This window comes from Glycomyces terrestris, assembly GCF_003933745.1.
Lineage (GTDB): Bacteria > Actinomycetota > Actinomycetes > Mycobacteriales > Micromonosporaceae > Glycomyces > Glycomyces terrestris.
This window is the reverse complement of the sequence record NZ_RSEB01000002.1, coordinates 540005-565543: the sequence shown is the minus strand read 5'-3', so window position 1 is coordinate 565543 and position 25539 is coordinate 540005. Positions and strand designations below refer to the sequence as shown.

Genomic DNA, 25539 nt, shown 5'->3' with positions numbered 1-25539 from the left:
CCTTCAGAAGCGGGCCCGGCGGGAGGGGCGCCGGGCCCGGCGGGGTCCTACTTCCCGTGCAGGCCGCGCAGGTACTCGTACGCGGTGGGGAGGGTCTCCAGGAGCCGGTCGCGTTCGGCGGCGATGCCCGCGAACACCTCCCGCGCGCCCGCGGCGGCGTCGGGGCGCAGCGCCTGCGTCGGGTACACGTGGTCGGGGACGAGGTCGAGCCCCGAGAAGATGCAGTAGAAGCTGCCGTTGGTCCAGTAGTTGCGGAACTCGGCCTCGAAGTTCCCGTAGTACGTGGACTCGTCCGCGACGGGCATGTTCACCGGCATCCCGGCCCGGTACATGTCGACCTTCTCCTGCATCCCCGCGTCGAGGACCAGATTCTTGTTCTCCCGCCAGAACGGCGTGTCGTTGCGGGGCGCGAACTTGAAGTGCGCCTGGATGAAGTCGCGGGAGTCGTCGAACATGGTCTCGATCTCGGCGTTGAAGCGCTTGGCGAGGACCGGGTCGAACCGCTTGTCCGGGAAGTGCTTCACCAGCTGGAAGATCGCCGCGTAGATGAAGTAGATCCCGGTCGACTCCAGCGGTTCGAGGAAGCACGAGGCGAGCCCGACCGAGACGACGTTCTTCACCCACGCGCGCCGGTTGCGGCCCACCCGGAACGAGATCTGGTTCAGGGCCGTGTTGTCGGGGTCGAGGCCCCACAGGCGGCAGAAGTCCTCGCTCGCGGTGTCGCGGTCGGTGAAGCGGCTGGAGAACACGTACCCCGAGCCGAAGCGCCCGAGCATCGGGATCTTCCACGTCCACCCGGACTTCATGGCGATCGCGGAGGTGTACGGCTCGATGCCCTCGGCCTCGTCGTCGTGCGGCACGGCCGCCGCGACCGCGCTGTCGCACAGCAGGTAGTCGCTCATGTCGAGGAACGGCTCGCGCATCGTCTGGTTGATGAGCAGGCCCCGGAAGCCCGAGCAGTCGACGAACAGGTCGCCTTCGAGGACCCGTCCCGACTCGGTCTTGAGCGCGGTCACGAAGCCGCGCTCGTCGCGCACGGCCTCGGTGAAGCGGTCCTGGACGTGCGTGACGCCGAGGGACTTGACCGAGAAGCGGCACAGGAAGTCCGCGACCAGCTGCGCGTCGAAGTGCCACGCGTAGTTCGTCCAGCGGTTCCCGTCGCGGTCGCGCGGCGCGAGCTTCGCGTCCATCGCGGCCGGCTCCCGGTAGCAGGCGTAGTCGAACTGCTCGTCGGTACGCCCGGCCGCCCGGTCGGCGAACCAGTAGTGCGACAGCGGGAGCTGGTCGTGGGCGGGGAGGATGCCGAACGTGTGGTAGAAGTGGTCCGGCCGGCCGCGGTGGGTGCGCGAGACCGGTTCGCCCTCGCCCTCGGTGCGCCAGTTGACGAACTTGACGGCCATCTTGAAGCTCGCGTTGCACTCGCGCATCCACTCGTCCTCCTCGATCCCGAGGAACGAGAAGAACGCCTTGTGCAGGTTGGGAACCGTGGCCTCGCCGACGCCGATCCGCGGCACCGCGGGCGCCTCCAGGACGGTCACGTTCACCGTGCCCTGGAACGCCTTGGCCACATAGGAGGCGGTCATCCACCCGGCGGTCCCGCCGCCGAGGACGACCACGTTCCGGATGCGGTGGTCGGTGGGAGAGGTGTCCATGCGCTGGCTCCTGTCCGACGCATCGCGGCACGGATGCGTCCTGGTGTTCGAAGGGGGTTCCGGCAACGACGCTACGGAGCGTCACGGTTGTCGGCCAGCCGTGCGGTTGTTGCGCGACAACGTGACTGGAGCGCGGAACCCGCCCGCGCGTGTTCGCACCGCGAACATTGCCGCACCTCGATACGATGAGAGTTGTTCACCCGGGCGACCCGACCGGCACGGTTCCGAGGCGAAGAGCGAGGCCATGGGAAGACCAGAACAACCGATCGACCCCGGGCGGGGTCCGCTGGAGCAGTTCGCGCAGCGGCTGCGCGAGCTCCGCGCCGCCGCGCCCGGCAGCACCTACCGGGCCATGGCGGCCAAGGCGCACTACTCCGCGTCCACCCTCGCCAGGGCCGCCTCGGGCCGCGAGATGCCGTCCCTGGACGTCGTCCAGGCGTACGCGGCCGCGTGCGGCGCCGACCCCGAGGTGTGGGCCCGGCGCTGGCACCGGCTCCAGCGCGACCTCCAGGGGACGCCGGCCCGCCCGGCCGCGCGGGCCGCCGCCCCGCTGCCGTACCAGCTGCCCGCCGACCTGCCCGACTTCGCCGGGCGCGCCGCCGAGACCGCGACCCTCCACGACACCGTCCTCGCCGCGATGGACGAACCGGACCGCCGCTCCCCCATCGTCATCGGCATCACCGGCGGCCCCGGCCTCGGCAAGACCACGCTCGCCGTCCACCTCGCCCAGCGGCTCGCCCCCGAGTTCCCCGACGGCCAGCTGTTCATCAACATGCGCGGCTTCGACGAGCGCCGCCTCGCCCCCGAGACGGTGCTGCGCCAGTGCGTGCGGACCCTCGGACACCCCGACGAGCGCGTCCCCGCCGACTTCGACGAGCTCGCCTGCGCCTACCGCTCGCTCCTGCGCCACCGCCGCTGTCTCCTGGTGTTCGACAACGCCCGCGGCGAGGCCGACCTGCGCCCGCTCCTGCCCGGCACTCCCGGCTGCGTCGTCATCGCCACCAGCCGCAACAGCCTCATCGGACTCGAAGGGGCGCAGACGCTCCGGCTCGGGCCGTTCAGCGCCGAGGAGTCCCTCGAACTCCTCGCGCGCACCGCCGGGGCCGACCGGGTCGCGGCCGAGCCGCGGGCCGCCGCGGAGCTCGCCGAGCAGTGCGGGCACCTGCCGCTCGCGCTGCGAATCGCCGGGGCCCGGCTCGCCAGTCGTCCCCAGTGGAAGGTCGGGACGCTGACCGAGCGGCTGCGCGACGAGCGCCGCCGCCTCGCCGAGCTCGAAGCCGGCGACCTCCAGCTCATGGAGGCGTTCTCCATGTCCTACCGGGCGCTCGAAGCCGACGAGCGGCTCGTCTTCCGGCGGTTGGGAGCGCTCTTCCCCGGCCTCGACTTCGGACCCCTCGTCGCCGCCCGCCTCGCCGGCATCCCCGAGGCCGACGCCGAGGACCGCCTCGAGACCCTCGTCGACGCCAACCTCGTCGAGTCTCCCGGGCCCAGCCGCTACCAGATGCACGACCTGCTGCGGCTCTACGCGACCACCAGGTGGGTCGCCGAGGACGAGCCCGACGACGCCGCGAAGCGGCTCCTGGAGTGGTACACCGGGACCGCCGCGGCCGCCACCCGGCTCCTCATGCCCGACTGGTTCGGCCTCGACGTGCCCGCCCTCCCCGGCGCGCCCGTCGCGACCGCCCGGGACGCCCTCCACTGGTACGAGCGCGAACGGCACAACATCGTCGCCCTCGTGCGCTTCGCGGCCGAGGCCGGCGAGCACGACTTCGCCTGGCGCCTCGCCTACGCCGCGGGCGGCTACTTCGTCCTCATGCGGCACTGGCAGTCCTATGCGGCCAGCGGCGAGACCGCGCTCGCCGCGGCCCGCCGCACCGGGAACGCGACCGTCGCGGCCGCCATCGCGGTCAACCTCGCGGAGGCGTACACCGAGCTGCACCGGCCCGCCGAGGCGATCGTCCTCCTCGAGGACGCCGTCGCGCACTACGAGCGGGTCCGCGACGCGGCCGGGCTCGTCCAGGCGCTGTGCGGGCTCAGCCACGCGTGCGTGCGGCGCGGCCGCGTCGGCGAGGCCCTGGAGCACGCCCGCCGCGCCTACGACAACGCCGAGCGGGCCGGGACCCCGTGGGGCGAGGGGTCGAGCCTGTGCGCGATCGGCCGCGCGTACGTCGGCGAGGGCCGGTTCGAGATGGCGCTCAAGATGTTCCGGGCCGCGCTCGACCGCTCCGAGCTCATCGGGAACCGCTGGGCGCAGATGCGCTCGTTCCAGGTGATCGCCGAGACCTGCCTGGAGATGGGCGACCACGGCCGGGCCGCGGACGCCTACCGCAGCGCGCTGGCGCTCGCCGCGGAGATCGGCGACCAGCTCAGCGAGGGCCGGTTCCGGTACCGGCTCGGGAACCTGCGGTACGACCTCGGGGACGTGGCCGGGGCGCGGCTGGAGTGGCGCACCGCCGAGCCGGTCCTGGCGGCCCTCGGGGACCCGCTCGCGAACGCGGTGCGGCTGCGCCTCGACGGCGGCGCGGGGCCGGAGCGGTCCCCGCGGCCGGTCGGGCGCCACCGGACCCTGACGGCGTAGCGGGGCCCCGGGATGCCAACGTCCCCTTGGGGAGCGCAGCTCGTGGTCCCCGGGCCGATGGCGTAGGCTGGAGCCACGTCCCGCACCGGCGGCGGGACCCCCTGGGCCGGATGTCGACCGGCCTCCCCCGGCAGCGCCGCGCCCGCCCGCCGCGACGCGCCTGATCCCCCCGTGAACTGCCCATTCAGCGCCGATTGGATTGCCGTGAACGAAGCAGCCCCCGAATGGCCGCCGCCGGGGATCGACCCCGAGGTGCCCTCGACCGCCAGGGTCTACGACGCCATCCTCGGCGGCAGGGACAACTTCAAGGCCGACCGCGAAGCCGCCGACGTCTTCATGCGGCACATCCCCCAGGCCCGCGAGTGCGCCCTGCTCAACCGGACCGCCCTCGTGCGCGGCGTCCGGTACATGGTGCGCGCGGCCGGGATCGACCAGCTCCTCGACATCGGCTGCGGCCTGCCCACGAAGCAGAACACGCACGAGGCCGCGCAGGAGATCAACCCGGAGACCCACGTCGTCTACGTCGACAACGACCCGATGGTGCTCTCCCACGGCCGCGCCCTGCTCGCCGACGACCGCACCACCACCGTGGTCACCGCCGACCTGCGCGACCCCGAGGGGGTGCTCGCGAACCCGGAGGTGCGCGGCGCGCTCGACTTCGACCGCCCGGTGGGCCTCATGCTCATCGGCATGATCATGCAGATCGCCGAGGATGAGCGGCCCGACGACATCATCGCGGCGCTCATGGAGCCCCTCGCGTCCGGCTCGCACCTGTTCATCACCGCCTGGCCCGACACCGGCGACCCGGCCCAGCACGCGCTCTCGCGCGCGTGCCTGGAGACGCTCGGGAACGGCTGGTGCCGCCCCGTCGAGCGCCTCGAACGCCACTTCCTGGGGATGCCGCTGGTCGCCCCGGGCCTGGAGTACGTCTCGCGGTGGTACCCGGAGGACCCCGGGCGCGCCGTTCCCGAGTTCGCGGACCTGGAGCCGTACGAGCGGACCCAGATGGCCGCGATCGCCGTCAAGCCCTGACGGGCCCGACACCCTGGGCCCCAACCCGAACCGACTCTTGACCTAGGTCACGCAGCCACCTTCGCCCCGCTTCGTCCGGGACCAGTAGGCTCGATGCGGACCGCCGGCGCACCACACGCTCCACCCGCTGTGCAGCGTGTTCGAGAAGAGAAGAGACCGCCTATGCCCATGCTCGAGATCCGACGGCACAGCAAGCGCAACGGCGACGAGGCCGTCCACCTCTCGCAGGAGGGGGTCGAACTGGCGCGCTGGTCCGGCACCCTCATGGGCCCCTTCCAGACCGTCGCCACGAGCGTCGCCCCGCGGGCGCGCGAGACGGCCATCGCCATGGGGTTCGCGGTCACCGTCGAGCTCCCGACCCTCCACAATGTGAACGCATTCCTCCAGGAGTCGCAGGCGGCCTCCTTCGACGTCGGCGCCCCGTTCACGCGGCTCGCGCGCCTGGTCGGGCGCCGCGGCAGCGCCGTCAGCGACTACGCGCACGCCCTCGCCCGGCAGTGGTCCGAACTCCTCGCGCCCCTCGGCCCCGGCGACGCGGCCCTGGTCATCGGGCACGGCGGCCACATCGAGTGCGGGCTCGTGGCGCTCTTCCCCGACGCCGACCACGACGACTGGGGCCCGCTGTTCGGGTACATGGAGGGCGCGCGGCTCCACTACGACACCGCGGCGGGCCGCTTCCACGACATCGAGTTCGTCAGGAACTGAAGCGCGCGAGGCGGAGCGGGGGCCGAGGCAAGCCGGCCCCCGTTCCGCGTCCTCAGGCCCGGCCGGTGCGCACCGCGACGCGCGGCAGGTACCAGACCGCGAGGGCGGCCGCGGCCAGCGCGTACGGGATCAGGACCGGCAGCGGGAACCCGTAGGCGATCCCGGTGTGCTCGAAGTCGAGGTGCTCCAGCGCGTACCGCATGACGCCCGCGGAGAGCATGTCCTGGTACGTCAGCTCGTTCCAGAACAGGTCCTGGACGTGGACGAGGAGCAGCGCCAGCACGGCCAGGAGCGCGAACGGCAAGGCGGCCTTGGCGAACGCGGCGTTCGCCGCGCCACGCGGGTGGCCCTGCGCGATGCGGGCGCGGCGGCGGTCCTGGAGGCCCCAGCACAGGGCCGTGAACAGGAACAGCAGCGGCACGGCGATCCACGCCCGCGGCGGGAGCGACCCGATGACGACCCACTCGCCCGGTTCGGCCACCGCTTCGAGGTGCGCGGCCGCGAGCGGCCCGGTGCCGACGAACAGCCAGGGCGCGAACAGGAGCAGGACCCAGCGGGAGGCGTCGCCGAAGGGCCGCAGCGCCCCGATCGCGAAGCCGCCGACCGCGGCGGCGGTGACCGCGACCCCGGTGGTGATCAGCGGCGGGACCCAGGTGCGGCGGATGGTGAACCACAGGTCCTGCGGCGGATCGGAGACCTCGCCGGCGCGGGCGAGCCACGGCAGCAGGAAGTAGCCGACCGCGGCGAGAGCGAGGAGCAGGACGGCGAACGCCGCGACGGCCGCGCCCGCGCGCGTCCCGGCCGGCTCGGCCGGTTCGGGGTCGACGTCGATGCGAACTTTGGCTGCCGCGAACAGGACGGCGGCGCCGACGCCGAGGACGGCGAGGATGCCGAGGAGGATCACGGAGGTCGCGGCCGCGGAGCCGACGTCCATGCCGGCGCGCACGCCGTCGTACACCTGGTGCAGGGGCAGGCGCACGTCGGCGGGCAGGCCGCTGATCGTGTCGAACGCGAACGTCTGGAGCCCGGCCGCGGCCAGCGCGAGCGCGGTCAGGCCCGCGGCGGCGGCGACGGTGCCCGCCGTCCTGCCGTCGGCGTTCCCGCCGCGCAGGGCCGCGAGCCCGGTGAGGACGCCGGTGCCGATGACGACGCCGGAGACGAGGCACGGCCAGTCGTACAGGCTCGCTTGGACTTCGCTCTCGGTGACGACCCGGTCGACGAGCCAGGCGACGGTGAGCGCCGCGGGCGCGAACGTGATCGCGGCCAGCGCCCACGCGACGCGCGCGACGGCGCGGACGCCCGCGCCGGCCCGGTGGACCAGGAGCGCGATGAGCGGGGCGACGACGGCCCCGCCGAGGACCATGAGGCCGGTCGGCCCGAGCAGGTGGCCGATGCCGTCCCACAGTTCGCCCGAGGCGAGCACGCTGTCGTAGTTCGCGCCGCCGGCGTCCTCGGTCTCGCCGAGGGCGAAGCCCTGGAGGCGGCTGAGCTCGTAGGTGCGGATCGTCGGCAGGACGTAGGCGACGACGAGGGCGACCACGGGCACGGCCAGGAGGGCGAGGCCGCCCGCGACGCGCGAGGCGTCGCTGCGCGGCTGGACCGACGGGGGCGGGAACTGGGTGGCGGGCGGGGGCGGCAGGGGCCAGCGCGGCGCGCGCTGGAACGTCAGGGTGGGGTCGTCGGGGGGCGGGGGCGCGCCCGCCCCGGGCGGAAGGACCATGGGGGCTCCTGCGGAGGGATGAGAGCGGTAGGAGAACTCTGTATCACGCGGGAATCCGGTGCCTACCTGCGGTCTTGTGACTCCGGAGGCGTCCGTGGACGGAGTGCCGCGAGGCGCGTGTGAGGCGTCGGTTCGGCCTCGGCGCGGTCGCGGGCCGGAATCGGGTTGCCCGCCGCGGGCGGGCGGTGCTTTGATGGGCTCATGTCGGATCCCGCGAACTTCCTGGCGTTCGTCGCCGCCTCGCTCATCCTGATCATCATCCCCGGGCCCTCGGTCATGTTCACCGTGAGCCGGGCGCTGATCTACGGACGGCGGCAGGCGCTGCTGACGGCGTGGGGGAACGCGGCGGGCACGTTCTGCGCGTCGGCGCTCGTGGCGGTCGGCCTGGGCGCGATCATCAGCGAGTCGGCGCTGGCGTTCGCGATCGTGAAGTACGCGGGGGCGGCGTACCTGGTCTACTTGGGCGTCAAGGCGCTCCGGGACCGGCAGGGGCTGATCACCCCGCCGGAGGGCGAGCGGGCGGCGCCGAAGCGGACGGTGCAGACGATCGGCGAGGGCTTCCTGGTCGGGCTGCTGAACCCGAAGACGATCCTGTTCTATCTGGCGATCCTGCCGCAGTTCGTCGATCCCTCGACGGGGTCGGCGACCGCGCAGATGCTGCTGCTGGGCGGCACGTTCGCGCTGCTGGCGGCGCTGTGCGACACGGTGTGGGGGCTGGTGGCCGCGGCGGCGCGCGACGTGTTCCGGCGGCCGAAGCCGAAGCTGGTGCTGGCCCGCACGGGCGGCACGGCGCTCATCGGCCTGGGCATCGCGGCCGCGGCGGGCGAGCGCGCCTGAGTCCTCGGCCGCCCGGTTCCGGCGGGCGGATGCGGCGTCCCGCACCCGTTTGGGAGCGCTTGCACATAGATGTTCATGGATGTATGGTCGGTGGGTCCTCACCGCGATCCCATATCGTTCTTGCGGCTCGCGGCGGTCCGATCCCTGGGTCGCCGCGACATGACCTGCGCACCGGCTTAGTCCGCACCCCCGACGCGTTCGGGTGCCGGGCGGATCGACCGCCCGACACCCGAACGCGTCCTTTCGTTCCGGCCTGGATGCCGTGCACCCCAGGGGAAGCGGGGGCGCTGCCGCGCCGGTGGAGGTGACGGGTCCGGGCGGTCCGGGGCCGGTCCTAGACTGTCCTGGCGCGCGGCCCGCGGGGCCGCGGGCGCGGGCCGGGCAGTGCCGCCCGGCCGCGGGACGACGATTGGAGCCGCCGGACATGACCGAGTTTCCGCCCGAGGTCCTCGACCGGTTCGCCGGTGCGGGGATGGACCTCCAGGAGCTGTTCTCCGCCGGGGAGCTGGGCGCGCGCATGGGCATCGAGGTGCTGGAGGCCGCCCCGGAGCGGGTCGTGGCCCGGATGGCCGTCGAAGGGAACCGGCAGCCGTATGGTCTCCTCCACGGCGGGGCCTCGGCGGTGCTCGCCGAGACGCTCGGCTCGGTCGGCTCGATGCTCCACGCCGGGCCCGGCCGGATCGCGGTCGGCGTGGACCTGAACGTGACCCACCACCGCGCGGTCCGCGCCGGCACGGTCACCGGCGTCGCCACCCCGATCCACCGCGGACGATCCACGGCCACCTACGAGATCGTCGTCAGCGACGACGACGGCCGCCGCATCTGCACCGGCCGCCTCACCTGCATGATCCGCGACGCCCCGGCAGCATAGGAACGCACGGACGCGCCGGGGCTGTCGCTGCGCCGCTTCCGCTTGCCAAACGCGGGTGGCATGTCACATGTCATGTGTTATCCGAGCAGGGACTGCATGGTGCCGTAGTCGATGCCGCCTTCGGTGTCGTAGGTGTCGGAGTCGAAGAGGCCCAAGGCGGCGCGGCGGGCGGCCGCATACGCGGCCGAGGCCACTTGGGAGCCGAGGCTGATGCGGGCCACGCCGAGCTTCGCCAGCGCGGAGGGCGCGGGGGCGCCGGGGCCCGCGAGGATGTTGAGCGGCAGGCTGATCGCGTTGACGAGCGCGGTGATCGTCTCGGGGTCCGTGACACCGGGAACGAAGATGCCGTCGGCGCCCGCTTCCGCATAAGCCGCGGCGCGCTCGATGACGGCGGCCAGGCGGGTCTCCGGTTCGCCGATGCCGGCGAGGTAGATGTCGATGCGGGCGTTGATGAACAGGTCGGGCCCAGCGCCCTCGCGGGCCGCGGCCAGGCGCTCGGCCTGGTCGGTCAGCGGCCGCAGGGAACCGGGCTCCTCGGCGACGGTGTCCTCGATGTTGACACCGACCGCCCCCGCGGCGGCGACGGCCGCCAGGGTCTTGCGGACCCCCTTCGGGGTGCGGCCGAACCCGGATTCGACGTCGGCGGTGACCGGCAGGTCCACCGCGCGCACCACGCGCTCGACGACCGCCACGGCCTCGTCGCGCTTGAGCGCGTCACCGTCGGGGCGGCCGAGGCTCCAGGCGACGCCCGCGCTGGTGGTGGCGATCGCGGGCGCCCCCGCGGCGGCGATGACCGCAGCGCTGCCGGCGTCCCAGCAGTTCGGGAGGAGCAGGGGCGGGGTGGTGTGGAGGGAGCGGAAGCGCTGCGCCAGTTCGTTCGTCATGCCGCAATCAAATCAGCCGTGTCGCTTCGTGTCTGGCCAGGATCCGACATCACCATTCGCGGCCGAAGCGCCCGGACCGATTCGCGTTCGCAGGGCCGCCGCCGCGCCGCTGCCCCTCGCCAGCCATCCGTCGTGCTTCGCGGGGGGCCGCCGCGCCGCTGCCCCTCGCCCGCTGTCTGCCTTCCTTCGCCCGGGGGCCGCCGCGCGGCGCGCGGCGGCCCCCGGGCATCGTCACCTCCGAAACCTCGACTTCGATATACCACTCAATCGACCCTTGGTTTTCCGGCGAATCGGCCGCCTCCCACTCCCCCGGTGGACCGCATCAACCGATCGGTTGATCGCCGGGATCAACCGCGCCTTCAGCTTCGCGGTCGATGCCCCGGGCCCGGATCCTTGCGAATCTTGTCTCACACGAAGCAAGGAGGCCACCATGGCGATCATCGAGGTCAAGGACCTGGTCAAGCACTACGGGGAGCAGCGGGCCGCCGACGGCGTCTCGTTCACAGTGGACGAAGGCGAGATCTTCGGCATCCTCGGCCCGAACGGCGCGGGCAAGACCACCACCGTCGAGTGCGTCGCCGGGCTGCGCGACCGCGACGCCGGGACCGTCTCGGTCATGGGCCTCGACCCGGCGCGCGACGCCAAGGAGCTCAAGCAGATCCTCGGCGTCCAGCTCCAGGAGAGCCGCCTGCCCGACAAGATGCGCGTCGGCGAGGCCCTGGACCTGTACCGGTCCTTCTACCCCAACCCGGCCGACCCGGACCGGCTCATCGAGTCGCTCGGGCTCGGCGCCAAGCGCCGGACGCCGTTCGGGAAGCTCTCCGGCGGCCAGCAGCAGCGCCTCTCGATCGCCCTGGCGCTCATCGGGAACCCGCGCATCGCCGTGCTCGACGAGCTCACCACCGGGCTCGACCCGCAGGCCCGGCGCGACACGTGGGACCTCATCGAGCAGGTCCGCGACACCGGCGTCACGATCATCCTGGTCACCCACTTCATGGACGAGGCCGAGCGGCTCTGCGACCGCCTCGCCGTCATCGACTCCGGCAAGGTCGTCGCCGTCGACTCCCCGGCCGGGCTCACCGCGCGCGTCAGCGCCGAGCAGCGCGTGCGCTTCCGGCCCTCCGCGGAGTTCGCCGACGCGCTCCTGCTCGACCTGCCGGAAGTGGCCGGCGTCGAGCGGAACGGCCCCCAGGTGGTCGTCTCCGGCAGCGGGAACCTGCTCCAGGCCGTCGCGTCCGTCCTGGCCCGCAACCACATCGTGGCCGCCGACCTGCGCGTCGAGCAGGTCAGCCTCGACGACGCGTTCGTCGCCCTCACCGGCAAGTCCATCGAGAACTGAACCCCAGCAACGGAAACAGGAGTCCCCCGATGTCATCCTTCATGAAGCTCGTCCAGGCCGAGGCCCGGCTGTTCGTCCGCGACACGACCGCGCTCGTCGTCGGCCTGCTCCTCCCCGCGGTCATCCTCCTCGGGCTCGGCGCGGTCCCGATGCTGCGCGAGCCCTCTCCCGAGATGGGCGGCATCCGGTTCATCGACTACTTCGCGCCCTCGATGATCGTCATGTCGGTCGGCGTCGTCGGCCTCACGAACCTGCCGACGGTCATGGCCGGCTACCGCGAGCGCGGCGTGCTCCGCCGCATGCGCACCACCCCCGTCCACCCCGCGAAGCTCCTCTCGGCGCAGCTCGTCGTCAACGTCGGGGCGGCCCTGGTGTCCTCGCTGCTCGTGATCGTCGCGGGCCGGATCGCCTACGGCGTGCCGCTGCCGGAGAGCCCGCTGTGGTTCGCACTGGCGTTCGTCCTCGGCATCACCGCGGTCTTCGCGCTCGGTATGCTGGTGGCGGCCACGGCAGCCACCTCCCGCGCCGCCTCCGGGATCGCGTCGGTGCTGTTCATGTCGACCATGTTCTTCGGCGGCGTGTACCTCCCCCGGTTCATGCTCCCCGACGCGGTGGCCCGCATCGGCGACTTCGTGCCGCCGGGCGTCCAGACGCTGCTCGACAGCTGGAACGGCGAGACCCCGGCCGCGCTGCCGCTCCTGGTGATGGCGGCGACCGCTCTGGCCGCGGGCACCGCCTCGGCCCGGATCTTCAAGTGGGAGTAGTGAAATGCAGACGGCGCCGTGGAGCCCCGAGCTGATCGGCGAGCGCTCGTCCGGCATCCACAAGATCTACAGCCGGTTCCTGGAGCTGGTGCCGTACCTGACGCTGGCGGTCGCGACCGCCCTGAGCGCGCTGCTGTCGGAGCTGACCGCGGCCGACCGGACCACCGCCGTGGCCCTGTCGGCCGCGGCGGCCGTGTGGGTGTACTTCGGGTTCACGCGCATGACGGAGGAGGCGTTCTCCCCGGTGCGGATGACGGTGTACTTCATCGGCTTCATCGCGTTCGGGTTCGCGCTCATGCGGTACGACATGCTGTACTTCATCTTCGTCGTCACCGGCTTCTTCCACGCCGGCCTGCTGCGTCCCCTGTGGATGATCGTGACGGGGATCGGGGCGACCTCGGTGGTGGTGAACTCGACGATCGTGGAGGTGCCGAGCGTTCAGGCGTACTCGGGGTACGCGGTCATCGTGTGCGTCCAGACCCTGGCGATCAGCTTCGGGTTCCTGCTCAACGACCGGATGGAGAAGCTCCGCGCCGAGCGCGAGGAGGCGTTCCGGGCCCGCGAGGCGGCCATGGAGGAGAACGCGGGCCTCCACATGCAGCTCATGACGCAGGCCCGCGAGGCCGGCGTCCTCGACGAGCGCCAGCGCATGGCCCGCGAGATCCACGACACCGTCGCGCAGGGCCTGGCCGGGATCATCGCGCAGCTCCAGGCCGTGGACGCGACCGACGACGAGGCGCAGCGACGCCGCCACCTCGACAGCGCGGTGGAGCTGGCGCGGGACAGCCTGGCCGAGGCGCGGCGCACCGTACAGGCGATCGGTCCGCCCACGTTGGACGCCGCACAGCTGCCGGAGGCGCTCGCGGAGGTGTCCGCGAAGTGGTCTGCGGCCCATGCGGTCCCGGTGGAGCTGGTGACCACCGGGGAGGCCCGGCCGATGCACCCGGAGGTGGAGGTGACGCTGCTGCGGGTGACGCAGGAGGCGCTCACCAACGCGGCCAAGCACGCCGGCGCGGGCCGGATCGGGATCACCCTGTCGTACATGGAGGACGAGTTGGCGCTGGACGTGCGGGACGACGGGGTCGGCTTCGAGCCGGCCCGGACGACGGCCGGGAGCAAAGGCGGGTACGGGCTCTCGGCGATGCGCCAGCGCGTGTCGCGGATCGCAGGGAGCCTGTCGATCGAGTCGGAGCCGGGCCGCGGCACGGTCGTGTCGGCGATCGTCCCGGCGGTGCCGCAGGGGGTGGCCGATGCCGCCTGAGCCGATCCGGGTGCTGATCGCGGACGACCATCCGGTGGTCCGGGACGGGCTGCGCGGCATGTTCGCGCGCGGCGGCGACATCGAGGTCGTGGGCGAGGCGTCCGACGGCCGGGAGGCCGTCGACCGGGCGCTCGCGCTCGGGCCCGACGTGGTGCTCATGGACCTGCGGATGCCGGGCACGGACGGGGTGACGGCGATCCGGGAGCTCGCGGCGCTCGGCGCGGCGGCGAAGGTCCTGGTGCTCACCACGTACGACACGGACTCCGACGTGCTGCCGGCGATCGAGGCCGGCGCGGCCGGGTACCTGCTCAAGGACGCCTCGCCCGAGGAGCTGCGGCGGGCCATTCGGGCCGCGCACGAGGGCGGCACGGTGCTCGCGCCCTCGGTGGCGTCGGTGCTCATGGCGCAGGTGCGCCGGCCCGCGGCGGCGGGCACGCAGGGGCCGCTGAGCGAGCGCGAGCTGGAGGTGCTGGCCCTGATCGCGAAGGGGCGCAGCAACAGGGAGACGGCCGCGGAGCTGTTCATCAGCGAGGCGACTGTGAAGACGCACCTGATGCACGTGTACGCGAAGCTGGAGGTCAACGACCGCGCGGCGGCGGTCGCGGTCGCCTACGAGCGGGGCCTGTTGCAGCCCAAGGGGCGGTGAGTCTTCGTGGCCGACGCGGCGTACTAGGGCGGCGCGCACCGAACGGATCACGGTGAAGGGCGGTCCGTCCGACCGGCGAGAGCGCTCTCTCGTTGCGCGCGGTCTCCGGCCGGACGGGTTCCTCCTCCCCAGGGGGTCTACTTAGGTGACCGTGAGGGTCAGGCGGGTCGGGTTGCCGTCGAAGGCGACGCCGGACTGGTCGGGGACGCCGTCGGGCGTGACGTCGTCGTACGGGAAGGCGTAGCCGATCGGCGAGTTGTCGTGGACGGCGCGCGCGTAGTGGTTGGTGACGTCGTGCGCGTAGAAGTCGGCGACGGCCGGCCCGTTCGGCTGGTCGGCGTGGCTGTGGATCGTGCTGCGGTTGAAGGCGGCGGCGAGGCGCGCGAGCAGGGCCTTCTTCGAGTCCGGGTCGGACGGGTTGTTGGCGAACGGCCCGTGGTTGCAGGTGAAGACGTCCTGGGAGGTCGGCTTCGGGAAGGCCGAGCCGTCGCCGAAGACGAGGAGGTCGCCTTGGACGCGGCCGGTGAGGACCCCGCGCCCGCCCTGGAGGTCGATGCGGAGGTCGTTGGCGCGGTAGTGGTTCCAGACCTGGTCGGCGTAGCCGGTCCAGTAGTCGGCGAACGGCATGTCGGGCCGCCCGAAGTAGGGCGCCATGACGTTCTGCGGCGAGACGACGCGGAGGATCCTGCCGTCGCCGCCGCGCATGACGAGCGAGTCCCACGGGTGGCCGTCGGCGGCGGCCTGCGCCTCGAGGTCGGCGGCGATCGCCTCGACGGCCCCGTTGTCGAGCGCCGCCACCGAGTGGTCGCCGTCGCCTTGGAGGCGCAGGCCGATCGGGAGGGCGGTGACGAGGTCGACGTAGCTGACGTTCACGAACAGCTGCACGTCGTTGAACGTGAACTCGCAGAAGGAGACGATCTTGCCGTAGTTGGTGTCGGCGGGGTTGTGGAGCGCGGGCTCGACGAGCGCGGGGCCCGGGTTGACGTAGAAGTCGAGTTTGGACTCGCGCACGAAGTAGGCGCGGGCGCCGTACATGCGCGGCAGCGTGACCACGGCCGGGGCCGCGCCGGGCGGGTTCAGCGGGATGGCGCAGTCGACCGGGAGCGGCGTGTTGGTCGCGCCGGGCTGCTCGATGTAGTACGGGGCCTGGCCGCCGCCGCGCAGGAGCATCATGCGGCCGGTGCCGAACTCGCGGCCGGTCACGTAGGCGTACACGGCGCTGGTGTCGGTGTCGTTGGCGAGCGCGAGTTCGCAGGTGGCGGGCGCGGCCTCGGCTTCGGGGGCGGCGAAGGATCGCCACCACGGCGAGCTCGCGGCCACGGCGCCGGCGGCCGCGGTCAGGGTGATCATGGATCTGCGGGAGACCATCGAGGTACCTCCGGATCTGTCGGATATCGAGGAATTCGCAGACATTAACATGGTTTGTTAATAGATTAAAGGGGCGAATGCCAGCAAAACGCTTGCCGCACACGCTGAAGCGCCCTCCGCACGTCCCGTGATTGGCCGAGGTTTGCACCTGCGGGCCTGGCCGCGACGACCTTCGCACGGGAGGCGAGCAGCCTCGACTGCCGAGTCCCGCAACCGGGCGGCAAGCGGCCTCGCCGCAGGCTGCGAGCGACTTCGACTGCCGAGGCCCGCAACCAGGCTGCGAGCGACCTCGACCGCCGAGGCCCGCAACCGGGCGGCCGCAGCAGCGGCCGCCCGGCCAAGGGGTTCATTCGCGGGCGGCCTCGATCTCCGCGAGCGCCTCGCCCGGGACGCGGCGCGGAAGTTCCACGATCACCTCGGTGCGGCCGCCGCCGAGGCGTTCGCGCAGTTCCGCGAGGCCCTTGGCGGTGACGCGGATCTGGGGCGGGTCGATGACCCGGCGCCCGGTCCGGGGGTGGGAGTGGGATTGGGGGATCTCGGACAGGCGGCCGGCGGTGATCGACGACTGGTAGACGCGCCAGCCCTGGTCGCCGCGCTGCCGGTAGGTCCAGCCGAACTCGGCGAGGGCCGTGAACAGCCGGTTCTGTCCGATGTCGATGGACGGGTCGCGCGAGAGGATCTTCGCGGCGTCGCCGACCGAGTAGTCGCCGCGCCCGGAGGCGAGGACCTCCCACGAGGCGGCCGCCGGGGCGAGGTCGGCGAGCTTGATCTGCAAGCGCCGCTTGGCTTCCAACGCGGCCAGGTACCTGCGGGCCACCTCGATCTCGTCGAGGTCGTCGGCGTCGATCGGCGTGGTCTCGACGGCGACGTCGGCGGCGATCCCGCGCAGGACCACCGCCGTCTGCGCGGCGTCCTGGTAGCGCTGCCAGGCGCGGTATCCGAGGTGCGGCATGGCGTCCCGCGCGGCGGGCTGCTGAACTGGGGCGGATTCGAGCATGTTCGGCTCCTCTCGGGAGGGCGTCCTCAGCGGCTTCCAAGGACCGTCCTGCCTTCGATCATACGTTCGGGGTACGACATTTTCCGCCCTCTGAACGCCATGAATTCCCGCAGTTCAGCGAAGGTTTTTCACTTCCCGCGCGCCCTGTTCGAAAACCCGCTTCACCGTCCTCTCAGGCCACTCAGATCACTCAAGGCACAGCGCCCGCGCGCCGGCCCCGGGTGGGGCTGGCGCGCGTACGGTCACGCCTTGCCGACCGCGGAGACGATGGCCTCGGCGAGTTCGGCGGGCTTGGTGAGCTGGGGCCAGTGGCCGGTGGGGAGGTCGATGTAGGTGACGTCCTTGACCGAGGCGGGCTCCTTGACGAAGGGGACCCCCTGCTCGATCCAGGCGAGGATCATGGCGCTGGGGAACTCGCAGCAGATCATGGTGATCGGCACGTCGAAGCGGCGCTCGTCGTGGAGGACCTGCTTGTCGAACGCGACGTCCTTGGGAGTGGGGATCGCGCGGGCGCGGAACGCCTCGCGCAGTTCGGGGGTGAGGTCCACGAGGTCCTCGTCCTCGAAGACGTTCCAGTCCGGGAGCGGGATCTCGCCGTTGACGACCGGCAGTTCGTCGTTGATGACGCCGCCGGGGCCGAGCGGGGCCGAGTCCACATAGACGACACGGGCGATGCGATCGGGCCGAGCGTCGGCCACGGCGTGGGCGACCGCGCCGCCGCCGGAGTGGCCGACGAGGACGACGGGGCCGTCGAGCTCGTCGACCTTGGCGACCACGAAGTCGATGTGGTCGCGCAGGCCGATGCCGGAGCGGTCGGCGTCGACGGACTCCATGCCCGGCAAGGTGAGCGGGTGGGTCCGATGCCCGGCCTTCTCGAGCGCGGGGGTGATGTCGTCCCAGGAGGACGCGTCGAGCCAGAAACCGGGGATCAAGATGATGTCCATGGCCCCGACCCTAGCGGCCGGGCCCGACACCCGGGACCTGATCCGCCGCCCGCGGCGTCAGCGGGGCGAACGGCACGGTTCAGGCGGCGCGGAGCGTCATCACGGTGATGTCGGCGTCGGCGCCCACGCGGATCGGGGGGCCGTTCGTGCCGGCGCCACTGGTGACGTAGACCTGGGTGTCGCCGTGGGTCTCCAGGCCCGCGAGCTGGCCGCTGCGTAGGCGCGAGAGGTAGTGGACGGGCCAGATCTGGCCGCCGTGGGTGTGGCCGGAGAGCTGGAGGTCGACGCCGTAGCCGGCGATCCGCTCGACGGCCGAGGGCTGGTGCGCCAGCAGGACCACCGGGCGCGCCGGGTCGCGGTCGCCAAGGGCCGCTTCGAAATCCGGGCCGATCTCGGTGTCCTGCATGCCGCGCTGCTCCACGATGAGGTCGTTGACGCCGGCCAGGTCGAAGCCGGGCAGCTCGACACGTCGGTTCGGCAGGCCGGTCATGCCGAGCTCCGCGACGCGGTCGTACCAGGCGTCGGCGCCCACATAGTGCTCGGCGTTCCCGGCGACGAAGAACGCGCCCTCGCTGGCGCTCAAGCGCGACAGCGGCTCGGTCTCGCGGCGCAGCTGGTCGGCCTCGTTGCTCGCGAGGTCCCCCACGAACGCGATGAGATCGGGCTGGGTGCCGTTGATCCGGTCGACGACGCGCTCGCAGTAGCCGCGGCCGCGGATCGCGGAGAAGTGCGTGTCGCCGACGATCGCGATCCGGTAGCCGTCGAAGGCCCGGTCGAGGCGGGCGAGCGGCACCGTGACGGGCTTGAGGCGCGGTGTCCGGTAGCCCTCGTACAGACCGTGGCCGACGGTGCCGAGGGCGGCGGCGGCCGCGCCGATGCCGATGGCCCGCGAGACGACTACGCGGCGGGTCAGGCCGGTGCTGTGTGACATGGCATTGCCGGGAGAGGCCGCGTCGCGGCGATCGGATGAGGGTTCGGGTTTGGGGCCGAGTTCGGCCTCGGGCTCTGGTTTGGCCTCGGGTTCTGGTTTGACCTCGGGCTCTAGTTCGGGCTCAGGCTCGGCTACGGCTACGGGTTCAGGTTCACGATCCGACCCCGACCCCGACCCCGACTCCGACTCCGACTCCGACTCCGACTCCGACTCCGACTCCGACTCCGACTCCGACTCCGACTCCGACGATGATGCCCCGCCCTCCTTGCGCCGCAACAGGAACCACCGCAAGGGCTCCGCCAGGACCAGGATGCCGCCCAGGTACATCAGGACACCGAACCAGATCCAGCCCGGCCAGCCGACCTGCTGTTGGAGCCACATCGGCGCGTACGTCGAGGGCGTGAGGAACCAGGCGAGCATCCCGGTCGCGCCCAGGACGCCGAGGACGACCGCGCCGGCCGGGCGCCACCGCGAGCCGGGGCGGGTCGAGTCGCGGCACAGCCGCAGCCACAGGTACGCGTGGAGGAGGGTGAAGCCGACAGGGATCGCGATGTCGGGGACGATCGACCAGAGCGCGTCCACTCAGCGCCCGGCCAGGGCGCCGCCGTTGGACTGGATGATCTGGGCGGTCACGTGCCCGGCCTCGGGCGAGGCGAGCCAGGCGGTGAGGGCGGCCATGTCGTCGAGCGAGCCGGGGCGGCCGTTGTGGGTCTGGCCGACCAGCATCGCGCGGCGCTCCTCGGTCATCGAGGAGCCGAAGAACTCGGTCTGCTCGATGTAGCCGGGCGCGATGACGTTCGCGGTGATGCCGCGGGCGCCGAGTTCGGCGGAGAGGTCGATCGCGTAGGGGTGGAGCGCGGCCTTGGAGCCGGCGTAGCTGCCGCTGCCGGAGCCGCGGTAGGCGGCGATGGAGCTGAAGAGGACGATGCGGCCGCCGTCGTTGAGGATCGGTTTGAGGCCTTCGACGAGGTGGACGGCGGTCATCACGTTGAGGCGCAGGTTCGCGTTCCAGGCCCACGAGGCGCGTTCGAGTCCTTTGGGGATCTCTTCGGGGATCTTGTTGGCGGCGTTGCCGCCCGCGACTGCGGCGATGACGTCGATGCGGCCGGCGCGCTCGGAGGCGTGCTGGAGGACTTCAAGGGCGCCTTCGGGGGTTTCGAGGTCGGCGGCGACGTGGGTGGCGCGCTCGCCGATCCCGGCCGCGGCCTCGGCGAGGACGTCCTCGCGGCGGCCGACGATGATCACGTCGTCGCCTTGGGCGGCGAAGCGCTCGGCGACGGCGCGGCCGATGCCGGTGCCTCCGCCGCTGACGACTGCGGTGCGTGCCATGGTGGTGCTCCCTTCGGTCGTGTGCGGTCCGACTCTAGCGCGGCGGCGCGGTGCGGGCCGCGCGGCGCAGTGCCCACCAGGCGAGGGCCGCGACGAGGAGCGTCATGGCGGTGTTGTTGGCGTACTTGGCGACCGGGTCGGTCTCGCCGATCGGGTCGGTGAGGAAGCTGGGGAGGACGACGGCGAGGAGTGCGCCCGCGGCGAGCGCGGTCGGGTGGCGGCGGGTCCAGGTTTCGGAGCGGGACCAGTGGGCGATGGCCGCGCCGCCGCCGATGGCGAGGCTCGCGGTGACGGCGACGCCGGTCCAGGTGGGGGTCCAGTTCGCGGCGATGAGGGCCGCGGCGGCGGCCGGGAGGAGCGCGGCGGGCGGCGGGACGCGCCGCGGCACCGGGCGCTTCCGCTTGCGGCCCAGGAGGAACGCCAGGGCGATGAGGAGTGCGGCGGTGGCGGCGGCGCCGGTGAGCTGGGCGGCGGAGGCGTGGTCGCGCTCGTTGGCGAGGTGGTCGCGGAGCACGAGCCAGGCGGCGGCGAGGTAGAGGAGGGCGGTGACGGCGAGTCCGGGCGCGCGGAGCCAGGGCCGCGGCGGTTCGCGTCCGTCGACGGCCTCGACGATCGCGATCGGGGCGGTGAAGCTCCAGAGGGTGTGCCCGCCGATGAAGGTGAGGGCTGCGGACGCGCTGAGGCCGAGCGGGTCGATCCAGGTGGGGCGGGTCATCTCGTCCCAGTAGTCGATGCCGCGGTAGTCGGTGGAGAACAGGGACTGGTCGATGATCCCGGCCTGGACGGTCCCGAGTGCGGCGGCCAGGAGCAGGACGCCGGCCCAGCCGAGTCCGGCGCGGCGGGCGGTCTCGCGGATGAGGAGCGCCGGCGCGCCGTATAGCGCGGCTCCGAAGAGGATGGTCATGAGGAGGGCGGCCGGGTCGCCGGTGGTGGCGTCGTAGCCGGAGAGCATTTCGGCGCACACGGGCGCGAGCAGGGCGAGCCCGAGCGCGGGGGCGAGGCGGCGCACGAAGGGCTCGCGCGGAGCGGTCTGGTCCATCCCTCGACGCTATGGGCCGCAGCAGTTTCACCGCATCGGTCCGCGGTATCGGGCGGCGTGTCGGAGGTATCGGCATGGCGATACCGAAGCAGGTGCGGGATCATGGCGGCCCGAGCGCGGGGGCGAGGCGGCGCGCGAAGGGCTCGCGCGGAGCGGTCTGGTCCATCCCTCGACGCTATGGGCCGCAGCAGTTTCACCGCATCGGTCCACGGTATCGGGCCGGGTGTCGGAGGTATCGGCATGGCGATACCGAGGCAGGCGCGAGATCATGGCGGCATGAGTGATGCAGCGCATGACGACACGGCGTCCCCGAAGATCCTCTCAGTCGCCTGGGGGCGGATGGAGGTGGACGGGCTCGGCACCGGGAAGGACTTCATGCTCCACCCGGGGGGCGGGAGGCCGTGGGACTGGCGGGAGTCGGGCACCGAGCACAGCCCCGGCATCCAGCCCGCCGACGTGCAGTACCTGATCGACAACGGCGCCGAGTCGATCGTGCTCTCGCTCGGGATGGAGCGGCGGCTCGAGGTCGACCCCGCGACGGTCGCGCTGCTGGAGCGCCTCGGGGTCCCGTACCGGACCGCGGAGACCCGCGAGGCCGTGGAGTTGTACAACGCCGACCCGGGGCGGGTCGGGGGCCTGTTCCACTCGACCTGCTGACGGGTCAGGGCCTGGCGATCTGGAGGAGGTCGGGGTTCTGGCCGCGGCGGGTGAGGAGGGCGCGGCCGGGTGGGAGCTGGCGGCTGGCGGTGCCGTTGATCAGCCGGCCCTCGAGGCGGTCGCCGGAGAAGAGGAGGCCGGGGCTGGACATGTCGCAGAGCTGGCGCAGCAGGGGCTCGTAGACGGCGCGGCTCGCGCCGCCGGTGCGGCGGGCGAGGATCAGGTGGAGGCCGAGGTCGGCGCCGTGGGCGGCGAGTTCGGTGAGGGGCGCGAGGGGGTTCCCGGCGGAGGTGGGGACGAGGTCGTAGTCGTCGACGACGACGAACACCTCGGGGCCGGTCCACCAGGAGCGGTCGCGCAGCTGCTGCGGGGTGACGTCGGGTCCGGGCAGGCGCTTCTTCAGGGCCTCGGCGAGCTCGAAGGCGTTCTGGGCGGCGTGCGGGCCGGTGTTGCAGTAGGTGACGAGGTGGTCCTCGGGGACCTCTTCGAGGTGCGAGCGCCGGTAGTCCACGAGGAAGATGCCGGCCTCGTCGCTGGGGCGGCGCACGATCTGGCGCATGATGGCGCGCAGGAGCGTGGTCTTGCCGGTCTGCGTGTCGCCGAAGACGACCAGGTGCGGGTCGGCGGTGAAGTCGATCGCGGCGGGCCGCAGGTCGCTCTCGGCGACGCCGACGACGGGCGCGAGCGCGAACGGGTCGCCGGGGGCCGGGGCGGGGAGGGGCGGCACGAGTTCGCTCAGGGCGACGTCGGCCGGGAGGGCCTTGACGGCGGCGACGCCGGGGCCGGGCCAGCGGCGGCGCACGGCGTCGACGAGGTCGGCGAAGCCGTCGGCGAGGTCGGCGGTGTCGCCGGAGCCGTCGACGCGCGGGAGTGCGATGTGCCCGAAGTGCTTGTCGGCGTTGAGGACCCGGCCGGGGACCTCTTTGGGGAGCTCCTCGATGAGCTTGCGGTCGATGCCGGAGTCGAAGGCGTCGGCGAGGCGCAGCTCGATGCGGCCGGAGATCGCGGCGGCGAGGCGGGCGCGGATCTGCGCGGAGTTCACGGCGGTGAGCACGGTGTGGACGCCGAGCGCGGGCCCGCGGGAGGCGATCTCCATGAGGAGGTCGTTGGCGTCCTCTTTGGCCTCGGTGAGGCCGCCCCAGCCGTCGATGGCGAGGAGGACGTCGCCGGGGACGTCGACCGTGCCTGCGGCGGCGGCCCGGCGGAGCCCGGCGGCTGAGTCGATGCCCTTGGCGCGCATGAGGTGCTCGCGGGCGTCGAGGAGGGACCGGACTTCGGCGAGGGTGCGGGCGACGAGTTCGGGCTCGGCGCGGCCGGCGGCGACGGCGACGTGCGGGAGGCGGCCGAGGCCGCCGAGGGCGCCGCCGCCGTAGTCGATGACGTAGGCGGCGAACGCGGTCGGCGGGTAGCGCAGGGCGAGGCCGGAGACGAGGGTGCGCACGAGCGTGGACTTGCCGGAGGTGGGCGCGCCGAGGACGGCGAGGTTCGCGTCCGCGCCGGCGAGGTCCCATTCGAGGGCGTCCTGGCGCTGCTCGCGCGGGTGGTCGGCGAGGCCGAGGACGGCGCGCAGGCCGGCGCCGGGCTCGGCCGGGTCGGTGTCGAGGGCGGAGAGCGGCAGGGACTCCGGCAGCGGCGGGAGCCACACTGGACGGACGTTCGGGATGCCGTCGGTCTGGGCGGCGCGGGCGAGGGAGGCGACGAGGACGCGGAGCACGGAGTGCTCGGGGTCGGGCTGCTCGCCGCCGGGTCGCAGGGCCGCGGAGTTGACGAGCGCGTCGAGGACGTTCACGACCGGCGGCACCGGCCACGGCAGCACCGGCAGGCTCCGCTGCTCGACTTCGCGCGGCGGCGTGTACTTGCCGGAGACCATGGCGGCCTTGAACCTCGTGAAGATCGTGGTGTCCACTTTGAGGTAGCCGGAGCCGGGTTCGGGCGGGAGCCGGTAGGCGTCGGGGACGCCGATCGCCTCGCGGCTCTCCGCTTCGGAGAAGGTGCGCAGGCCGATCCGGTAGGACAGGTGCGATTCGAGGCCGCGCAGGTGCGCGGCCTCGAGGCGCTGGGTCGCGAGGAGCAGGTGCACGCCGATGGAGCGGCCGATGCGGCCGACCGCGACGAACAGGTCCGAGAAGTCGGGCTTGGCGGTGAGCAGCTCGGAGAACTCGTCGATGATGACGAGCAGGTGCGGCAGGGGCTCCAGGTCGGGCTGCCCCTCGGCGCGGCGCGCCTCGCGCAGCCGCGCGTAGGCGTGCACGTTCGGGAGGTTCCCGGCGTCCTTGAGGATCTGCTGGCGGCGGGCCATCTCGCCGTACAGGGCCTCGGCGAAGCGGTCCACGAGCCCGAGGTCGTCGGCGAGGTTCGTGATCGCGCCGGCGCTGTGCGGCAGGTCGTCGCAGTCGGCGAACGTGGCGCCGCCCTTGAAGTCGACGGTGAGCAGCGCGAGCCGCTCCGGGGAGTGGCGCACCGCGAGCGCCGCCACGAGGGTGCGCAGCGCCTCGGACTTGCCGGAGCCGGTGGCGCCCACGATGAGTCCGTGCGGGCCCATGCCGCCGAGCGCGGACTCCTTGAGGTCGAGCTCGACGGGGCGGCCGTCGGCGTCCACGGCGAAGGGGACGCGCAGGAGCGCGGACTCCTCGCGCGGGGCCCAGGTGCGGCGCCAGTCCACTTCGGCCGGATCGGCGACGCCGAGGATGTCGGCGAGGCCGTGGACGCCGGAGAGCGCGTGCGAGACGTCGTCGAGGGCGAGCCGCCAGGGGCTGACGGCGCGGGCGATCGCGGCCAGGTCGGCGGGGTCGAGGCGGTCGGGGCGGCCGGTGCGGGTGGTCTCGGCGACGGCGCCGTCGGCGCGTTCGATGCGGGTCACCGCGATCTGGTCGGCGTCCACGGCGATGCGCGCGGCGGTGTGCTCGGGCTCCTGGCGCTGCTCGGCGACGAGGGTCCAGACGTGCACGCCGAGGAGTTCGTTCGCGCTCGTGTCGGGGAGGACGCCGGGCAGGGACACCTGGTGCTCGCCGTCGACGACGACGAGGAGGCGCCGGGTGCCGGGGCCGGGCGGGCCGCCGCGGCGGCGGCGCAGCTCCCCGGCGCGCACCGCGAGGTCGTCGGCGAGGAGCTCGGCGAGTTCGGCGGTGGTCGGGGCGATGAGCGGGACGGGGGCCTCGGCGGCGGTGGGGTCGGCGAGGAGGTGCGGCAGCCACGACAGCTTCGTCCACTGGGGAGCGACCGTGGGGTGGGCGACGATCGCGATCCGCAGGTCCTCGGGGGCGACGAGGACCGCGAGCTGGGCGAGCATCGCCTGCGCGGTGGCGCGGGTGCGCGCGAACTCGCCGATGATCGCGGTCTCGCCGACCTCGCCGACGGCGAGGGTGAGCGGCTGGTCGGCGAGGTTCGCGTACTGGTCGACGAGTTCCTCTGCGCCCGAATGGCATACGGGGTCGTAGACGACGAGCGGGCTCTGCTCGTCGATCTTGAGCGACAGGGCCCGGCTCAGCGGCACCGACGCGAGGCCGCACCTGACGTGCAGCAGGTCGGGGTCGGTGTTGCGCCGCTCCCAGCGGCGGCCCGGGTCGCACGCGAGGCCGAGGAGCAGCCCGGGGTGCGGGTGGCGGCGGGCGGCGTGGTCGCGCTGGGCCTTGACGGCCTCGCGGATGGTGTGCCGGGCGTCCTCGAGGTAGTCGAGGTACCGCTCGCGCTCCTGCCGGAGCTTGCGGCGCGGCCCGGACCGCATGGCGGCGAACAGGACGACGCCCATGGCGACGCTGGCGACGAGCATGAGCAGGCCCGCCGTCGCGTACAGGGGCCGTTCGAGGTTCGACAGGACCATGACCATCGCGCCCGAGCCGGACATGAGCGGCATCATGAGCATCGGCGCGCCCATGACCGCCGAGGGCGGGTCGCCCAGGGCCGGCGGCGAGGCGAGCGTGATCGGCTCGGTGGAGACCTCGGGGGCGGGGCGCCGGGCCGGGCGGCGGACGACGGCGGTCCCCAT

Annotated in this window: 20 protein-coding genes; 10 read left to right on the top strand and 10 right to left on the bottom strand. The window is 73.0% G+C overall.

Annotated features, from left to right (window positions below):
• Window positions 1-47 precede the first annotated feature (47 nt).
• Window positions 48-1652 (bottom strand): tryptophan halogenase family protein, encoded by a 1605-nt coding sequence (locus EIW28_RS08130; protein WP_125247198.1) that lies wholly within the window; start codon window positions 1650-1652, stop codon window positions 48-50.
• 244 nt (window positions 1653-1896) lie between these two features.
• On the opposite strand from EIW28_RS08130, the gene EIW28_RS08125 reads away from it, so the two are divergent.
• The 3 genes from EIW28_RS08125 (at window position 1897) to EIW28_RS08115 (ending at window position 5967) form a co-directional block, all read left to right on the top strand.
• A complete protein-coding gene (locus EIW28_RS08125; RefSeq protein ID WP_158630325.1) occupies window positions 1897-4230 on the top strand; it encodes an ATP-binding protein in 2334 nt (777 codons plus the stop codon).
• A 204-nt stretch (window positions 4231-4434) separates the two neighbouring features.
• Complete coding sequence (locus EIW28_RS08120) at window positions 4435-5262, top strand: SAM-dependent methyltransferase (RefSeq protein ID WP_187350586.1); 828 nt, start codon at window positions 4435-4437, stop codon at window positions 5260-5262.
• A gap of 162 nt (window positions 5263-5424) precedes the next feature.
• Window positions 5425-5967 (top strand): histidine phosphatase family protein, encoded by a 543-nt coding sequence (locus EIW28_RS08115; protein ID WP_125247196.1) that lies wholly within the window; start codon window positions 5425-5427, stop codon window positions 5965-5967.
• A gap of 52 nt (window positions 5968-6019) precedes the next feature.
• Here EIW28_RS08115 and EIW28_RS08110 read toward each other — a convergent pair whose 3' ends face one another.
• Window positions 6020-7687: a hypothetical protein gene (locus tag EIW28_RS08110; RefSeq protein WP_125247195.1), complete on the bottom strand. Its 1668-nt coding sequence runs from the start codon at window positions 7685-7687 to the stop codon at window positions 6020-6022.
• A 201-nt stretch (window positions 7688-7888) separates the two neighbouring features.
• Between EIW28_RS08110 and EIW28_RS08105 the strand changes: the two genes are divergently transcribed.
• Entirely contained in the window at window positions 7889-8524 is a 636-nt protein-coding gene (locus EIW28_RS08105) for a LysE family translocator (RefSeq protein ID WP_125247194.1), read from the top strand.
• Between the two features lie 424 nt (window positions 8525-8948).
• Complete coding sequence (locus EIW28_RS08100; RefSeq protein ID WP_125247193.1) at window positions 8949-9395, top strand: PaaI family thioesterase; 447 nt, start codon at window positions 8949-8951, stop codon at window positions 9393-9395.
• 77 nt (window positions 9396-9472) lie between these two features.
• Here the strand turns inward: EIW28_RS08100 and EIW28_RS08095 are convergent, their stop codons facing one another.
• The gene (locus EIW28_RS08095) at window positions 9473-10279 is read right to left on the bottom strand and encodes an isocitrate lyase/PEP mutase family protein (RefSeq protein WP_125247192.1); all 807 of its coding nucleotides are present in this window, start codon (window positions 10277-10279) and stop codon (window positions 9473-9475) included.
• A gap of 430 nt (window positions 10280-10709) precedes the next feature.
• Here EIW28_RS08095 and EIW28_RS08090 point away from each other — a divergent pair, with 430 nt between their 5' ends.
• From EIW28_RS08090 to EIW28_RS08075, 4 genes are read left to right on the top strand one after another with little or no spacing between them, the layout of a single operon-like run.
• Complete coding sequence (locus tag EIW28_RS08090) at window positions 10710-11618, top strand: ABC transporter ATP-binding protein (protein WP_125247191.1); 909 nt, start codon at window positions 10710-10712, stop codon at window positions 11616-11618.
• A 29-nt stretch (window positions 11619-11647) separates the two neighbouring features.
• Window positions 11648-12382 (top strand): ABC transporter permease, encoded by a 735-nt coding sequence (locus tag EIW28_RS08085; protein ID WP_125247190.1) that lies wholly within the window; start codon window positions 11648-11650, stop codon window positions 12380-12382.
• Window positions 12383-12386: 4 nt separating this feature from the next.
• On the top strand, window positions 12387-13643 hold the full coding sequence (locus EIW28_RS08080; RefSeq protein WP_125247189.1) for a sensor histidine kinase: 1257 nt from the start codon (window positions 12387-12389) through the stop codon (window positions 13641-13643).
• Window positions 13633-14289 (top strand): response regulator, encoded by a 657-nt coding sequence (locus EIW28_RS08075; RefSeq protein ID WP_125247188.1) that lies wholly within the window; start codon window positions 13633-13635, stop codon window positions 14287-14289. The genes EIW28_RS08080 and EIW28_RS08075 overlap by 11 nt, the downstream gene beginning before the upstream one ends.
• Before the next feature lie 141 nt (window positions 14290-14430).
• Here EIW28_RS08075 and EIW28_RS08070 read toward each other — a convergent pair whose 3' ends face one another.
• The 6 genes from EIW28_RS08070 to EIW28_RS08045 form a co-directional block, all read right to left on the bottom strand.
• Window positions 14431-15657: a beta-1,3-glucanase family protein gene (locus EIW28_RS08070; protein ID WP_125247187.1), complete on the bottom strand. Its 1227-nt coding sequence runs from the start codon at window positions 15655-15657 to the stop codon at window positions 14431-14433.
• Between the two features lie 346 nt (window positions 15658-16003).
• On the bottom strand, window positions 16004-16654 hold the full coding sequence (locus tag EIW28_RS08065; protein WP_125247186.1) for a phage antirepressor KilAC domain-containing protein: 651 nt from the start codon (window positions 16652-16654) through the stop codon (window positions 16004-16006).
• A gap of 242 nt (window positions 16655-16896) precedes the next feature.
• Entirely contained in the window at window positions 16897-17598 is a 702-nt protein-coding gene (locus tag EIW28_RS08060; RefSeq protein ID WP_125247185.1) for an alpha/beta fold hydrolase, read from the bottom strand.
• Window positions 17599-17677: 79 nt separating this feature from the next.
• Entirely contained in the window at window positions 17678-19111 is a 1434-nt protein-coding gene (locus tag EIW28_RS08055; protein ID WP_125247184.1) for a metallophosphoesterase, read from the bottom strand.
• Complete coding sequence (locus EIW28_RS08050; protein WP_125247183.1) at window positions 19112-19858, bottom strand: SDR family NAD(P)-dependent oxidoreductase; 747 nt, start codon at window positions 19856-19858, stop codon at window positions 19112-19114.
• Window positions 19859-19892: 34 nt separating this feature from the next.
• Window positions 19893-20897 (bottom strand): hypothetical protein, encoded by a 1005-nt coding sequence (locus EIW28_RS08045; RefSeq protein ID WP_125247182.1) that lies wholly within the window; start codon window positions 20895-20897, stop codon window positions 19893-19895.
• 276 nt (window positions 20898-21173) lie between these two features.
• Between EIW28_RS08045 and EIW28_RS08040 the strand changes: the two genes are divergently transcribed.
• Window positions 21174-21554: an Mth938-like domain-containing protein gene (locus EIW28_RS08040; protein ID WP_125247181.1), complete on the top strand. Its 381-nt coding sequence runs from the start codon at window positions 21174-21176 to the stop codon at window positions 21552-21554.
• A 4-nt stretch (window positions 21555-21558) separates the two neighbouring features.
• Here EIW28_RS08040 and eccCa read toward each other — a convergent pair whose 3' ends face one another.
• Window positions 21559-25539, bottom strand: coding sequence for a type VII secretion protein EccCa (gene eccCa, locus EIW28_RS08035; protein ID WP_125247180.1), 3981 nt, complete (start codon window positions 25537-25539; stop codon window positions 21559-21561).